This window comes from Paracoccus maritimus (assembly GCF_025195095.1).
GTDB classification, from domain to species: domain Bacteria; phylum Pseudomonadota; class Alphaproteobacteria; order Rhodobacterales; family Rhodobacteraceae; genus Paracoccus; species Paracoccus maritimus.
In genome coordinates, this window is sequence record NZ_JANAVZ010000005.1 from 12,969 (window position 1) to 27,365 (window position 14,397).

Consider the following 14,397-nt stretch of genomic DNA (forward strand, 5'->3'; position numbering starts at 1 on the left):
CTCCGTGCCAAGGGTTGGATATTCAGTTCGCGCGTGCGACTTCGTCCGTTTTTTCCGCGGCCAACTCGCATCCGCAAGGAAGCGGAGAGAGAATGCCCCATCTTGATCTATCGCGCCGAGAGTTTCTGGCAGCCGCCGCCGCACTCGGAGTTGCCGCGGCGGTAAGGCCACTAGGGCAGGCCCGAGCCGCGATGATGAATACGGCCGTTGGTCAGGACCATGGTTGGTTCGCGGGTGGAAAGTTGCGTTACCGCCGGGACGGTATGGCGAAGGTAACTGGTAGCAAGGTGTTTTCTATCGACGTACGGGCGCGCGATATCGAAGGCTGGCCTGATCGGCAATCACACGCGCTGACCATTCACGTCCCGCACACGAATCGCATCTATAAAGGACTGGACCTGTCTCTGCTGCGGCCCGATCTTGAGCCGGACGTTCTGATCGACGCTGAACGGCTTCAGCAGGACGGGGTCGCGATGCCGCAATCCGATTTCTACGGCGACTTCTTCCTTGCCCCCGGTGCCGTCCCGCCAATGCTGGGCCAGCCCGTCGCGATTGGCATCTGGCACGATTACGAACGCTTCCGGGCTGCCCGCAAGAAGCTGCAATTCGTCGACAGCATTTTCCTCTGGGGCGAGGTGGCCGACTCAACCGCGCGCGCCCCATATGGCGCAGCTCGCTATGTCCGGATTGGCGGCGACGACCCGCGCGGCGCTGATCGCTTTTCGCCGATGAAGGATCTCGTCGTCTGGCCGCAGACCGACGACAGAGGCGTGCATTGGCCCGGCCCCGACGACGCGGCCTTTGGCGATGCGATGCGCCACTCCGCAGATCTGCGCGCGAAGATGGAAGATCCGCCGGAAGGCTGGCGGGTCTTTGCCCGCAACTATCACAGCCAGTCAGTCGACCCCGCCGCGATGGAGGTGGAAAACGGCCTCGGGTGGTATCAGCCCGAACAGGGCCGGCTGAACGTCGTCGGCGCGACGCAATCGCCCTATACTGTAGCGCATCACATCTTAGACATGATGTCGGCCAGCCGGATGACGTTGAGCAAGCTTGATTTCGTCACAGGCTACACTGTTGGCTATGGCCAGAAGGAACATCAGTCATTCCCATACTATGTCGCAATTGCGGCGCTTTATGCGGAAGGGCGGCCCGTGCGGTTGGCGCTGGACCGCTGGAAACATTTCCAGTTCGCGCTGAAGCGGCACCCGTTTGACATAAGGACCGCTATTGCAGTCGATGCGGAAGGGCGGTTCCAGATCATGACCTGCGACATGACCGGCGACGGCGGCGGGGTGAAGAATTTCAGCCCCTCAGTGGGCACGGTTGCCGTGACGGCGGCTCAGTCGATCTATTACATGCCAAGCAGCGATCTTTCCGTGCAGATGCTTCCCTCGGTCAACGTCACCGCGGGGTCGATGCGTGGCTATGGCACTCTGCAATCCATGGCCACGACTGAGATGCTGGTCGATGAAATCGCGTCGGAAATGCAGATCGACGCCATCGAACTGCGACTTCGCAACGTCATCCGTTCCGGCATGAAGAACACCCAGGGGGCGGTACCTTCGGGCCACTTGAGGGCGGCCGAGATTCTGGAACTTGCGGCCGGGGACCCGATGTGGACCGGCCGACACGAACGCAAGGCCTCGTTCGAGGCCGAAAATCCCGGCATGGTCCACGGCACCGGTTTCGCCGCCGTGCAGAAGGATTTCGGCACGGGCGCCGAAGCCGCCGTCGTGCAGCTTGAGGTAACGCGCGAAGGTCGGCTGAAGATGCGCCATGTCGCGTCCGAGATTGGCTGCGGCTCGACCACCTCGCAATTGCTGGTGGTGCAGTCACATCTGGGCAGGCCCGCCGACGAGGTGGAATTCTCGGTCCAGGACTGGCCGCAGATGCCTCTGCACACCGAGGACGAGCCCTATACGACCTCGCAAGAGGACGAGGACCGGTTGGCGCAGGATCCGCGTTGGGTGCCGCGCTTCACCTCGCCGCGCTCGGCGTCGAACTCGGCCTATTACTTCACACATGCCTCGCGGCAGGCCGCGCAGCTTCTGCTGCGGTTGACGCTGTGGCCGGCGGCGCGGTCGATCTGGTCGGGCGGCGAATCGGGCGGCCAGATGTTGCCGGAACCCGTCGAATTCGAGGATCTGGAATGGCGCGACGGCATGCTGACCGCGCGTTCGATGCAGCCCTTGTCGCTGGAACGCCTGGCCGCCCACGCCCATGCGCGCGGAATGATCACCGGCGTCTGCGTGCATACCTTCAACCGATGGGCTTGGGCAGAGGCTGATTTCGAGATCGGGGGCGACCGGTTCAGGGCCGCCATCGATGCGCTGTCGGTCAAGTGGGGCGAGGCGGCCGACGACGTGACAAAGGCCCGAATGACCGATGGGGGCTATGCGTTCCAGCCACGCGTGCAGGTTCATTACCCGCCGGTCCAGCGCAACAATGCCGGCACGGTCTACTACGCCCCCTGCGCGACCGTGATCGAACTGGCGGTCGAGACCGGGTCGGGCAAGGTCCATGTGCTGTCGCACAAGACATGGCTGGAATGCGGCACCCAGATCGTTCCCGAATTGGTGTCTGGCCAGTTGCAGGGCGGGGTCGCCATGGGTATCGGCCACGCGCTTTACGAGGATCTGCCGCTTGGCCCCGAGGGACCGGGCAACGGCACATGGAACTTCAGCCGTTATCACCTGCCGCGTGCCGCCGAGGTGGCGGTATGGTCCCAGACCGGCCATGTGCTGCCACCACTGAACGACGCGGACCCGCCCAAGGGCATGGCCGAGGTGGTCATGATCCCCGTCGCCGGCGCATGCGCCAACGCCATCGCGCACGCCACCGGCCATCGCTTCCGCGAATTCCCGATCAGCGCGACCCGTATTCAGGAGGTGCTGTGATGGTCGGCCGGATCAATTTTACTGCTTCCATCAACGGCCAGCAGGTCGGGCCGCTGGATCTGCCCGAAGACCTGATGATGGTCGAACTTTTGCAGGAATACCTGAATCTGACCGGCACAAGGCTGTCCTGCGGTCAAGGCGTCTGTAGTGCCTGCGCCATTATCGTGGACGATCCCGATGGCGGCAGTCGGACCGTACCGGCCTGTATCACCGGTGTCGCCTGGCTGAACGGAAAGACCGTCCGCACGATCGAAGGGATCGCAGGGCGCGACGATCAGGGCAATCCTGTGCTCTCGCCCGTCCAGCAGGCGTTTTTGGAACATTTTTCATTCCAGTGCAGCTATTGCACGCCGGGCTTCGTGAACGCTGCGACCGTGTTGGTCGAGCGATTGGAGCGCGCGCCGATCCCGGTTGAGGATGTCGAGGACGCCATCCTGAAGGCGCTGGACCCGCATATCTGCCGCTGCACCGGCTATGTCCGCTATTACCAAGCGGTGCGTGACGTGATCCTGAGCACCCCTGGCCTAACCATCGGCACGGTCGCGGCGGCGGAGCGCCCGGCATGATCCGGCTGCTGAGGATACTGGGGCTGCTGGTGCTGATCGCCGTCGTCGCCGTGGGCGTGCTGTTCTGGATCGGCCGTGACCGTGGTGCCACCCCGCCGGCAAGTGTGGATCTGGCCAATCTCGGCGCCGACCAGCGTCAGCAGATGCTGGAGCGGGGTAGGTGGGTGGCCCGCGCCGCCGATTGTGCGGCCTGTCACACCGATCCGGATGGCGGCTCGGATCTGGCCGGCGGACTGCCGATGGTAACGCCGATGGGCACGCTTTACGGCACCAATATCACGCCCTCGACCGAACATGGTATCGGCGACTACAGCGCCGACGACCTTTACCGGGCGGTCGCGCAAGGCGTCGCGCCGAACGGGCGCAACCTGTATCCGGCGATGCCCTATCCCAGCTATCACCGGATCACCCGCGCGGATTCCGACGCGCTGTGGCTCTGGCTGATGCAGCAACGTCCGGTGGACAAGCCGAACCGCCCTGACGATCTGATGTTTCCGTTCAACATCCGGCCCGGCATCGCGGTCTGGAACGCGCTGTTCCGCCCCGAGGCCGAACCGTTCGATCCACAGGGCCTTGAAAATCCGCAGGGCGAATATCTCGTCGATGTATTGGGCCATTGCGGCGAATGCCACACGCCCCGCAATGTGGCTTATGCGCTGACCGACGATCATCTTGCCGGTGAGGTCATCGAGGGCGCCTATGCCCCCGATCTGCGCCCCGACGCGCTAGCGCGGCGCGGCTGGTCCGGAGAAGATCTGGTTGCATTCCTGCATCGCGGGTTGTCCCCTCAGGGTGTCATGACGTTTCGCATGTTCCCGGTCCTGTCGCATTCGACCAGTCACCTGTCCGAGGATGACCTGTCCGCGATCGCCGACTACCTTGCCGACGGCACGCAACTGCCCGGCCCGCAACAGCGGCCGCCGGGTGGAGCGACTGCGGTGGACGGGCATACGCTGTATCTGGGGTTGTGCGCCGGTTGTCACGGCGACAATGGTCAGGGCCAGCCGCATTCGTCAGTGCCGCTGGATACCAATACCACCGCGATGTATCGCGACCCGCTGAACCTGATCCGCATCATCGCCGAGGGCATTCCCGAACGCGATCTCGCACAGGGAGAGCGTATGCAGGCGATGCCCGCTTTCGGCGGAATGCTGTCCGATCAGCAGATGGCTGAATTGGTCAATTATCTACGCGAAAGGTGGGGCGGGAGGCCCGGCGACGTGACCACCGGCGCCGTCACCTCGGTGCTTGAAGGTAATGAGAGCCACTAGGCGTTTGATCCCACGGTTTGATGGTGCGATCCTTTCGAAGGAATGGATGGATGCCCCGTGGGACAAGTCCGTCACGGCAACGCCACGACCATGTACGCTCTCAGAGCAGCAATACAGCGGTCGCAGGGTATTACGCATTCTATTCCAACGGTCGCCATCACTCTCGCGCCTTTCCCCTGTTTCTTGACTATCTGCGGCAGGAAGGAAGACGTTTTGCGGGAGAGTAGTTCAGAATGCGTTTCCCGTAATGCGTCGCTCAGCCCTGCCGATGTCACTGCCCAATTTGAACGGGCTGTTTGACGAGATTCACACTGCGCTTGGCAAGCATGATGCGCGTCCTCGGGATCAGGTTAGAAGACGCGCTCGCGATGGTGGAGGCGGTGGAGATCTGAGAAGAAGGGGCCAGCGGCTCGCTGCCGGCTCATGCCAGTCATTCGATCCTGACCTTGCGAATGATCGAAGTTAGCCCTTCTGGAAATTCATCCCCTACCATCACTTTCCAGCCGATCCGTTGGCGGCCGGAATGCGGATGCGCTTTGGGTTGTAAAAACATCTCTGCGTGGCCGACCACGCCCGTCCGGCTTCCTGACGCGTCCGGTACGTGCGGCGCCTGATTCTCTAGCGTTCGAGCAGGTTGAAGAAGCTGTGGGCGTGGGCAATGTCGCCGCACAACTGGTGAGCTTCAACAAGCGCTATCTTCACCCCCCCGCCGGACATGTGCGGCATTCGAAGATCGCCGCGATCCAGGACGCGTCTCGATCCTTGTAGATGGCGTGCCGGGGGTGCGCCTCGGCGAGGCCGTGCAGCAGGCGATCCTGTACGTCAAGCGCACTCAGGGTGGTTTCGGTCGGGCCGGTATAGCCGGCGACGAGACAGCAACCGCCTGCGGCCAGAGATTTCGCAACCAGGGTCACGGTCCTGTCGAGTTCCGCGGGACCGAGGTAATACAGAACCTCGGAAAGAACGATCAGGTCCCATCGCCCCGCGGGCCATTCTGCGGGTATCGTTGCGACCTCGAAGCGGGCATTTGGGATCCCGCGCGCCCGTGCCCGTGCTACCGCCGTCTGCGCGAAATCGAGGGCAAGCAAGCTGTCGCAGCGTTGGGCGATCTCCGCGCTCATCACGCCGATGGAGCATCCGATCTCTAGCCCGCGTGGGTATCTGCATCTTGGCAGCAGTGCGAGGCAACGGCGATACTTCTCGGCCTCATAGGCACTGGTCTCGTAGTTCCAAGGATCGGGCTCGGCCTTGTAGAGCGCATCGAAGGATGTTGCATCCCGGGTCATGACGGAATGAAGATCTCGTCGCTGACGATGAAATGGCGTGCCAGGGCCTGTGGCATTCTAAAACCATCCGGGTCGTCGCGGATCAGGTCGGTCATCTGCGATGCATGGGCGAAGACTGCACGGGACTTGGTCCCGCGATGCTCCTGGCTGCGGAACCGTCGCGCCCCCTGCCATCCGCACCCAGCCACGGGACGCTGGACACGTCCCCAGACCGGGCAGGCGAACATTCGAACGCCGCAGTGACGATGCGTCAGCCACTGCGCCAGACGCCAGACACGTTGGTGATCGGGGTGCGGGTCGCCGTTCCAGGTGGTCCAGATCGCCGTGACGTCGGCAAACACCGGCGCCAGGGCCGTCTCGACTTCCGCGAAGCACGCTTGGTTATCCGGCGCGGCCATGTCCGGGTAGCCAAGCCAGTGGACCACGCCGCTCCCCTCCGTGAGGATCTTTACTGCCAGCCCCACCTCGCGGCGTCGGAGCGCCCGAAGACGGTCGGGAGGATGGCTTTTGGAGTTGGGATGCGACCGCGCGCCATCCGTCACGACCGCGACATGGATCCGGCGGCCGGTTGCGGAAGCGGCCGCGATCGCCCCGCCCATCGCGAGGCTTTCGTCGTCCGGATGGGGGGCAAGCACCAGCACGTCGCCCGATCCCGCAAGTTCGGAAATGCCGACGGCCGGCGCATCGCGAGTCTGACCTACGAGAGATGTGAAAACGATCATCAGTCGCTCCAGATTGCGCCGATCGGTTTCCGGGATTCGCAAAGGGTCCGGCCGACCCGCCGAAGCTTGCCGTCAAGGTCAGCCTGCCTCAGGAAGAACCCGAGATCCCGGCGCAGGAGATCGACCGGATGCCCGGTCACGAACGACCGGGTGCCAAGCGCGCGATCGGCCAACGCCATCGCTTCGAGGCACGCGGTCTCTACCGTCTCGCGCGCCGCAAGGGACAGGGCGACATCTTCCTCGCCGGCGCTGGGTGCCTCGACCCTGCACGCGGCATCTGTGACGAACAGGCGCGCCCCGTGCGCGAGGCCCGCCACACGCGCGACACGGTGCAGCTGCGCCTCGTTGGCAGCGTCGCCGAAGCCGCGCACCGCCCTGCGCACCGCCTCGGCGAGCGCTTCCAGGCCGCCCACATGCACCGCGGCATAGCGCCAGACCCCGCCCTGGAAATAAGGCTCACGCAGGTAGTCGCCAGCCCCACCCAGCGGCTCTGCCTCGAGGCCGTCGAAGTCGTAGCGGCCCGAGACGGTCGCCCGCATCCCCGAGGTCTGCCAGACGCTCTGGTCCGCGCGGCGGGCGTCGGCGACATTGGTGATGACCAGACGCGGACCTTCGGGCGTTCCGACAGGAAGGATGGCGCGGCTGACGATCTTCAAGCCCGAGGCGAATCGTTTGCTGCCTGCCAGGATCAGTCGCCCATCGTGATGCACCCGCAATTCGACCGGCGGGTCATCATCGGCCCCCCACACGCCGTACACCCTGCCGTTCAGGGCTTCCGCGGCATGGGCACACCGCTGCGCGGGCGTTCCGTAGATCGCGATGAGACGCATCGCGTTCATGTGGCCTTCGGCCAGACGACCGACCGGCAGACTGGCCGCACCGATGCGGCGCAGAAGATCCACATGGTCCGCGGGATCGGCCACCGCGCACAATCGTCGCAGGATGCCCGAGGTTGCCAGCAAGGCCATGTCCGCCGACAGGTCGCGATGGCCGGCATCGGCCTCTGCCGCGCCGGCGGCGATGGTGGCGAACACGGCCTGTTCGTCATCTTGGATGCGCCGGGGCGCGGCGGTCCCCCTCATGCCGACGCCCTTTCCCGCCTGGCCCGTTCGCTTGCCAGCGCCGCAGCGAGGCGCGGCAGTTCCCGCGGGATGTCGGAAAGGCGCATGCGCATGCGCGGCATCCCGGCAAGGTGCAGGCGCGCCGCGGACAAGGCCTCAGGGGGGATGTCGGGCCGGGCGGAGAGTTCGCGCAGCTCAGACCGCAGCCGGGCCCGGGCCACTGTCGCCTCGGCAGGTTCCAGCAGCCAATCGAGAACCGGGTCGGGGGCGTGGATCCGGGATCGCAGCGCTTCGGCCATGCCCCCGGGCGCGCGCCCATCGAGCCGGCACGACGTTTGCACGCGCGGTCGCGCGGAATGGCGGACACGCCAGCCCCGCAGGTCCGCGCAACCTGCAAAGGCGCGATCCTCGCCGGATGGCAGGGCAGGGAAGCCACCAACGTCGTTGTAGAGCGGCATGCGGAAGGCGAGGCTCGCGCCGGGCTCGGACAGGTGGGGCGGGTCCGGATCGTGCGGAACCGGATCGATGGCGCTTTTCAGGGCAATTGTCAGCGCCATGTATTCCCCCTCCAGCGCCCCGCGTCGCGCGATGACAGGCGGCAGGCGCACGAATTCGGCCGGATCGGGAAGGACGGTGCCGCAGATCAGGTCGGCCCGGTTCAATTCATCCAGGTTTGCCTCGACCCAGTCGGGAAAGATCCGGCTGTCGGCATCCGTCGTCATGACCACGCCGCGCGGCGCTAGATACGGCGCACAGGCGGCGACAAGGTCCCGCCGCACGGCGCCGACTCCACCCCCTGCTGCGTCAGGACAGTGGAGGACGAGGCCGCTTGCCCCGCGCGCTGCGAACCAGGCAAGCGTGCGTTCAAGCGTCCGGTCCGAGCAGCCGTTGACCCCGACCACGATGCCGCCGCGGCGCCGCAAGCTTTCCGCAGCGGCGTCCAGGCAGTCCGCGATGCGGTCTGCCTCATTACGCGCCGGGATCGTGATCGCCACCGGCCAGGGATCGCCCGCACCGAAGCGGCGCGACCCTTTCATGCCCCACGGTCCCAGAACCGCATCCTGGCGCAGGCGGTCAGGAAGTCCTCGGCTCCGTCATCCGCCGAAAGGACGAAGACGCCTGCGTCGGGGTCATCGGGGACTGCCTTCGGCCAGAATTCAGCCTGTGCCGCCTCTGACAGCGCGATGAATTTGAGATGCGCATGGGCGTCGGCAAGCCAGCCGCGGGCCGCATGAACCCGTCCCAGCCTGGTGGCACCCTCGTCGGAGGCGATCACCGCCACGGCGTCATAGAGAACCGACGGCGCCCCATCAAGCTTCTGGTCCGCTTCAATCCGCTGCCCCCGGTTGGACGTGATGCCGCCAACCTTCTCGGCCACGATCTCTACCGTTGCGCCGGCGTCCTCGGCCGCCAGCTTTAATGCCTCGAGGACCTTTGCGTCGATGCCGTCGGTCACCAGCACGCCCAGCTTGCGCCCTGAGAAGGTATCCGGCGCGTTTGCGAGGATGCTGAGCGCTGGCGACAGGTCGGTGTCGATCACCGGCCGCGCCGGTTCCGCCGCCACTGGCACCTCGTTCAGACCGAGCCCGTCCGCGACGATCTCGGCAAGGCCGATGTCGATGTTGACGAGATGCGACACCATCCGTTCGCGGATCGAGACCGCCTCGACCTTGGAAAGCTCGAAGATCAGCGCATCGGCGATGTGATCCTTCTCGGTGTCGGTCTGGCTGAGATAGAACATCCGCGCCTGGCTGTAGTGATCGGCGAACGTCTCCGAGCGCACGCGCAGCTTTTCCCCCTGTTCCTCGGCCGGGTAGGACCGGAAGCCGCGTTCGGGATTCTCGCGCGGACCCTCGCCGTGGCTGTTCGGCTCGTAATTCGCGCGGCCCTGCGGTTTGTGCATCGCCATGTGACCGTCCTGCTGGAGATGCGCGAAGGGACAGCGTGGTGCGTTGATCGGGATGTGGTTGAAGTTGGGGCTGCCAAGGCGCTTCAGCTGGGTGTCGAGGTAGCTGAAGTTCCGCCCCTGCAGCAGTGGATCGTTGGAATGTTCGATGCCCGGCACGATATTGCCGGTCTGGAAGGCGACCTGCTCGGTCTCGGCGAAGAAGTTGTCCACCATCCGGTCAAGCGTCAGCGTGCCCACCATGCGCACTGGAACCTGTTCCTCGGGGACAAGCTTGGTCGCGTCCAGCACGTCGAAGTCGAAGCTGTCGGCGAAATCTTCGTCGAAGATCTGCACGCCGAGATCCCATTTCGGATAATCGCCCTTCTGGATCGCATCCCAGAGATCGCGCCGGTGAAAGTCGGGATCGGCGCCGTTGATCTTGACGGCCTCGTCCCACAGCACGGACTGCATCCCCTGCTGCGGCTTCCAGTGAAACTTAACGAAGCTGGACTTGCCTGCGTCGTTGACAAGGCGGAACGTGTGGACCCCGAAACCTTCCATGAACCGGAAGCTGCGCGGGATGGTGCGGTCCGACATGATCCACATCACCATGTGCATCGCCTCGGGCATCAACGAAATGAAATCCCAGAAGTTGTCGTGAGCGGTCTGGGCCTGGGGGAATGCCCGGTCGGGTTCCTGCTTGGCGGCGTGGATCAGGTCGGGGAACTTGATCGCGTCCTGGATGAAAAACACGGGAATATTGTTGCCGACAAGGTCCCAGTTGCCTTCCTTGGTGTAGAATTTCACGGCGAAGCCGCGCACGTCCCGGGCAAGGTCGGCCGAGCCCTTGTTGCCCGCAACGGTCGAGAAGCGGACGAACACCTCGGTCTTCTCGCCAACCTCGGTCAGCACTTTGGCGCGGGTGACGTCGTCCAGAGACTGCGTCAGTTCGAACGTGCCATGGGCCCCATAGCCGCGGGCGTGCACGACGCGCTCGGGGATGCGCTCGTGATCGAAGTGGAACAGCTTCTCGCGGAAGATCTGGTCCTCGATCAAGTGCGGGCCGCGACGGCCCACCTTAAGGCTGTTCTGGCCATCCGCAATCGGCATCCCGACCTGGGTGGTCATGGTCTCGTGGCCGTCCTGGGCGGTCTGGTGGGTCTCGCCACCGTCGGTTGGCTGGGTCTTGGAGGTCTTACGAGTCATCTCAGAGCCTTTCCTTGGTCAGAGGGATTGGGTTTCGAGCATCCGCTCGTCTTCCTTCGCCGCCGCGCGCGCCAGCTTTGCGCGCCAACGCGCAACGACCCGCGACAGGCGGAAATCGGGCTGCGCGGCCGCGAGGGGTGCTCCGGGGGGTGAAGCGCGCCACTGTCGGACGCGCAGTGCGATGGCGTCGGAATCGGTGGTGTCGATGCACTGCGATGGGTCCGAGGCGACCTCGTCATTCGCGCCCAGTCCCCGTTGCAGAAGGGCCGGGCAACCCAGCGCGTTGGCCTCGGCGATGACAAGACCAAATGTCTCGGCGAACTGGTCCTGCGGATAGAACAGGCAAAGCGCATGTCGCATCTGGAGGTGAAGGTCGGCTTGGGACAACCTTCCGTAGGACAGGACACCATCCGGTATCCGGCCGGTCGGCCATGCCAGATATCCGGGATCGGCGACGGCCAGTCGCACGGTCGGAATTCGTGACCGAAGCACCTCGAACCGTTGAAAGACCTGGGCCAGCCCCTTGTGAGGCGAGCTTGCGTAGAGAAGCAGATCCGGGTCGCGCGCGGTACCGTCGGGTGCCATGTCATCGGCAATCGGGTTGGGTATGTGCGAGATGCTGGCCAGGTCCCGCCCCGCGAAACCGCGCAGCCAGCGGGCATGCGCCGCAGAGACACAGATCACCTCGATACCAGCGGCGCGCAGGCCGGCTGCATACACGCGGTTGTGGCGTCCCGGAAACACATGCTGCCAGACGATGACCCGGGCGCCGGGATGCTGTCGGGCGAGCTTCGCGGCGATCTTCCAGGAGTTGACGACCACGATCACGTCAGGCCGCGCTTCCAGCGGGCAGCTGACATCCCATCCGGAATAGCACACGCCCTTCACCTGGACCGGGCCAGTCGCCCGGGCGGCCTGGTGGACGGTTACCGGCCGATCCACCGCGAGACCCTCGCAGATGCGCACAAGCGTCGCCTCGGTCCCGCCGAGACCGGCAAGATCGCCCGGCGCTCCGCTGTAGGCGCGCGGGGCCATGGCATCAAGGAAGGCGACGCCGGCCATCACGCGAACTTCTCGGTCATGCGCCCGCACAGCCGACCTGTCGCCGCGGGGTCGCAGAGGCCGGGATTGCTGCATGCGGCGACGCGGACCCCCGTAAGATCGATCGGGATCGGCGTCACCTCACGGGTGCGGAACCAGTGGCCCACCGCATCCCAGACTCGCTGCCGATCCGCCTGACGCCGCGCGCTGTCGTAATCGGTCGCCGATTGCTGGGTCAGCCCGTCCGGGGATTCGATCTTGGTGAGCAGGATTTCCGGAATGACCCAAAGCACCTCGCCGGCCATGATCAACCGGTTGCGGAACTCCCTGTCCTCCTCGATGCAATCCGAGAACCCGCCGAGACGCTGGAAGACCGAGTGATGGAACAAACCGGAATTGATATGTGTCCAGTCGCCGGGAACGCCCGCCGCCATCTGCAGGTTCGGGAAGAAGTCGTCGACAAGGCTGAGCGTGCGACGGATCTCGGCGCGTTCGCCGTTCGGCAGGATCAGCTCGTGGTGGGTCAGGACCGCACCGATCTGTATCGTCGTGTTGGGCTCGCGGCCCGCAAGGCGCCAGTTGAGGCAAGGATGAGCGCCGATGGCCTCATTGCCCATCACCCGCGCCTGCCGCATGACCTTGTCGCGATGCGGAATATCGTCAGAATCGTGGAAGGTTACGGCGTCAGATGCCGATAACGCGATGCCCAGGTTCTTTGCCCGCGCGGTGCCGACGTTTTCCGCCAGGGTGATGCCGACGAGTCGCTGGTTGCCCGCATACCTTTTCAGGATTTCGCCGGTCTTGTCGGTCGATCCGTCGTCGATGACCATCACCGTGATCCCTGGATGGGATTGCCCAAGCGCGGCGTCGATCGCCTGAGCCAGGACACTGGCCCGGTTGTACGTGGGGATGACGATGGTGACGCTAGGGATCATGTCCGGACGTCCTTTTCCGAGCTAAGGGAACCGCGGTATGCGGCGAGGCTGGTGCAGGTGCGACGAGCGAATGGATGCGGCAGCATCAGGACAACCGCACCTGCCAAACCCAACCAAGGCAGGAAGGACCAGCTCCAGAGAATCGCGAGACCTGCAGCGGTAAGAGCAGGAAACAGCCAACCGATGCGTTCGGAAGCCTCACCGGCGTCCTTTGCAGTGCGCCTGAAGGTTCCCGAGCGACCCAAGATGGCGTCGATGCTTGCCATTGCCGAGGGTACGATCATCGCGATCCGCACGGCGAGCGCGGCGAGGATCACCGGCAGCGCGGGCCTGCCGCGGACAATCGTACTGATCACCATCGGCAGGCAGACCGAAAGCACCACCAGCAGCAATCCGAAGCCCGAGAGCGCGCACAGCCGTGCAGCTTGACCGCTGTCGTCACCCAACAGCAGGGCGCAGGTGCCCCCGGTAAGTCCCGCCGTGAGCGGCAGCGCCATGTTGGCCCAGGCCGTCAGCTGAGCGAAAACCTGGATCGCGGTGCGCGCAGACATCCCCTTGAACCCCTGCCGGAGCATGTCCGCGTTCCCCGCGGTCCAGCGATAACGCTGAAGCGCGAGTCCGGTGAAATCGATCGGCAGGATACCCCTGCCGACGATGCGGTCGACGAACCGGCCCTGAAACCCCTGCTGCAGCAGTCGCAGCGCCAGTTCTGCATCCTCGGTGATCGTGCGCGCGCTCCATCCGCCGGCCGCTTCCAGCGCGGAGCGCCGGATCACGCTCAATGTTCCCGTCAGCAGCATGGCCTTCGCGCTGTCCGCCTGGCGCGCATGACGCAGAAAGTAGTCCGCCAGTTCCAACGAGAGTCCGGCCGCTGCACCCGAGACGTTGCGGTAAGCCTGCGGGAACTGGATGAAGTCGTCGTCTCGGCACGCCAGTTCGGCGGCCGCGGTTGCCAGGAACGCCGGTGCCACGCAATAGTCGGCATCAACGACGACCACATGAGTTGCCGCCCTGTCCGTGTGGCGCAGCGCAATATTCAGCGCGCCCGCCTTGGCACCCGTCACGCCCTCCACGTGAAAGAAACGGAATCTGGGGCCAAGATCGCGGCAGGTCCGCTGCACGGGCAGCCAGAGCGAAAGATCTTTGGTGTTGTTGTCCAGCAGGATGACCTCGTAGTCCGGCGCACCGACCTGTCGAGCCAAGGCCCGCAAGGTGGCGATGACCATCTGCGGCGGCTCCTCGTGCGTGGCGACGTGCACCGAGAACATCGGCGGCTGATCCGAGGCCCTGCGGTCGGCCGTATGCAGACGCGGCCGCGCGATCCCGGCGAGCAGGTTCAGCATCCCCAGCATGGCCTGCACGGCAGTCGCCAGGGCCACGACTCCCAGCGCCGCGCGGGGTGCCAGGCAGGCAAGCGCCGTCAAGCCGAGGAACACGCCTCGGCCGTCTACCCTGACCATTGCAGAATTCTCCTGAGTGCATCGGCACGGGACATCGTGCGATCCGACAATTCAACACCGC

At 64.9% G+C, this 14,397-nt stretch carries 11 protein-coding genes and 1 pseudogene; 3 read left to right on the forward strand and 9 right to left on the reverse strand.

Translation table 11 applies throughout. The features are described from left to right. Positions 1-287: 287 nt before the first annotated feature. From MU516_RS09730 to MU516_RS09740, 3 genes are read left to right on the forward strand one after another with little or no spacing between them, the layout of a single operon-like run. Positions 288-2,900: a xanthine dehydrogenase family protein molybdopterin-binding subunit gene (locus MU516_RS09730; RefSeq protein ID WP_260277036.1), complete on the forward strand. Its 2,613-nt coding sequence runs from the start codon at positions 288-290 to the stop codon at positions 2,898-2,900. Then, positions 2,900-3,466: a (2Fe-2S)-binding protein gene (locus MU516_RS09735; RefSeq protein ID WP_260277037.1), complete on the forward strand. Its 567-nt coding sequence runs from the start codon at positions 2,900-2,902 to the stop codon at positions 3,464-3,466. Before MU516_RS09730 ends, MU516_RS09735 begins: the two co-directional genes overlap by 1 nt. Next, on the forward strand, positions 3,463-4,737 hold the full coding sequence (locus MU516_RS09740; protein ID WP_260277038.1) for a c-type cytochrome: 1,275 nt from the start codon (positions 3,463-3,465) through the stop codon (positions 4,735-4,737). Before MU516_RS09735 ends, MU516_RS09740 begins: the two co-directional genes overlap by 4 nt. 531 nt (positions 4,738-5,268) lie before the next feature. Here MU516_RS09740 and MU516_RS19445 read toward each other — a convergent pair. The 9 genes and pseudogenes from MU516_RS19445 to MU516_RS09780 form a co-directional block, all read right to left on the reverse strand. Further along, positions 5,269-5,430, reverse strand: a pseudogene (locus MU516_RS19445) (IS3 family transposase); the annotation flags it as partial. A 5-nt stretch (positions 5,431-5,435) separates the two neighbouring features. Further along, positions 5,436-6,023, reverse strand: a complete 588-nt coding sequence (locus MU516_RS09745) for a class I SAM-dependent DNA methyltransferase (protein ID WP_260277039.1) — start codon at positions 6,021-6,023, stop codon at positions 5,436-5,438. Next, positions 6,020-6,745, reverse strand: a complete 726-nt coding sequence (locus MU516_RS09750) for a PIG-L deacetylase family protein (RefSeq protein ID WP_260277040.1) — start codon at positions 6,743-6,745, stop codon at positions 6,020-6,022. Before MU516_RS09750 ends, MU516_RS09745 begins: the two co-directional genes overlap by 4 nt. Next, on the reverse strand, positions 6,745-7,827 hold the full coding sequence (locus MU516_RS09755; protein WP_260277041.1) for an acyl-CoA dehydrogenase family protein: 1,083 nt from the start codon (positions 7,825-7,827) through the stop codon (positions 6,745-6,747). Before MU516_RS09755 ends, MU516_RS09750 begins: the two co-directional genes overlap by 1 nt. Next, complete coding sequence (locus tag MU516_RS09760; RefSeq protein WP_260277042.1) at positions 7,824-8,843, reverse strand: glycosyltransferase family 2 protein; 1,020 nt, start codon at positions 8,841-8,843, stop codon at positions 7,824-7,826. The genes MU516_RS09755 and MU516_RS09760 overlap by 4 nt, the downstream gene beginning before the upstream one ends. Continuing rightward, positions 8,840-10,900 carry a catalase gene (locus MU516_RS09765; protein WP_260277043.1) on the reverse strand — a complete coding sequence of 687 codons (2,061 nt, stop codon included), beginning with the start codon at positions 10,898-10,900 and terminating at the stop codon, positions 8,840-8,842. Before MU516_RS09765 ends, MU516_RS09760 begins: the two co-directional genes overlap by 4 nt. An 18-nt stretch (positions 10,901-10,918) precedes the next feature. Beyond that, the gene (locus tag MU516_RS09770) at positions 10,919-11,962 is read right to left on the reverse strand and encodes a glycosyltransferase (RefSeq protein ID WP_260277044.1); all 1,044 of its coding nucleotides are present in this window, start codon (positions 11,960-11,962) and stop codon (positions 10,919-10,921) included. Further along, positions 11,962-12,876 (reverse strand): glycosyltransferase family 2 protein, encoded by a 915-nt coding sequence (locus MU516_RS09775; protein ID WP_260277045.1) that lies wholly within the window; start codon positions 12,874-12,876, stop codon positions 11,962-11,964. Before MU516_RS09775 ends, MU516_RS09770 begins: the two co-directional genes overlap by 1 nt. After that, on the reverse strand, positions 12,873-14,336 hold the full coding sequence (locus tag MU516_RS09780; RefSeq protein ID WP_260277046.1) for a glycosyltransferase family 2 protein: 1,464 nt from the start codon (positions 14,334-14,336) through the stop codon (positions 12,873-12,875). The genes MU516_RS09775 and MU516_RS09780 overlap by 4 nt, the downstream gene beginning before the upstream one ends. Between the last annotated feature and the right edge of the window lie 61 nt (positions 14,337-14,397).

What these genes read in the sequence shown, in the direction of transcription:
- MU516_RS09735 (WP_260277037.1), top strand. Translation starts at nt 2,900, where the DNA reads ATGGTCGGCCGGATCAATTTTACTGCTTCCATCAACGGCCAGCAGGTC.
- MU516_RS09740 (WP_260277038.1), top strand. Translation starts at nt 3,463, where the DNA reads ATGATCCGGCTGCTGAGGATACTGGGGCTGCTGGTGCTGATCGCCGTC.
- MU516_RS09745 (WP_260277039.1), bottom strand. Translation starts at nt 6,023, where the DNA reads ATGACCCGGGATGCAACATCCTTCGATGCGCTCTACAAGGCCGAGCCC.
- MU516_RS09750 (WP_260277040.1), bottom strand. Translation starts at nt 6,745, where the DNA reads ATGATCGTTTTCACATCTCTCGTAGGTCAGACTCGCGATGCGCCGGCC.
- MU516_RS09755 (WP_260277041.1), bottom strand. Translation starts at nt 7,827, where the DNA reads ATGAGGGGGACCGCCGCGCCCCGGCGCATCCAAGATGACGAACAGGCC.
- MU516_RS09760 (WP_260277042.1), bottom strand. Translation starts at nt 8,843, where the DNA reads ATGAAAGGGTCGCGCCGCTTCGGTGCGGGCGATCCCTGGCCGGTGGCG.
- MU516_RS09765 (WP_260277043.1), bottom strand. Translation starts at nt 10,900, where the DNA reads ATGACTCGTAAGACCTCCAAGACCCAGCCAACCGACGGTGGCGAGACC.
- MU516_RS09770 (WP_260277044.1), bottom strand. Translation starts at nt 11,962, where the DNA reads ATGGCCGGCGTCGCCTTCCTTGATGCCATGGCCCCGCGCGCCTACAGC.
- MU516_RS09775 (WP_260277045.1), bottom strand. Translation starts at nt 12,876, where the DNA reads ATGATCCCTAGCGTCACCATCGTCATCCCCACGTACAACCGGGCCAGT.
- MU516_RS09780 (WP_260277046.1), bottom strand. Translation starts at nt 14,336, where the DNA reads ATGGTCAGGGTAGACGGCCGAGGCGTGTTCCTCGGCTTGACGGCGCTT.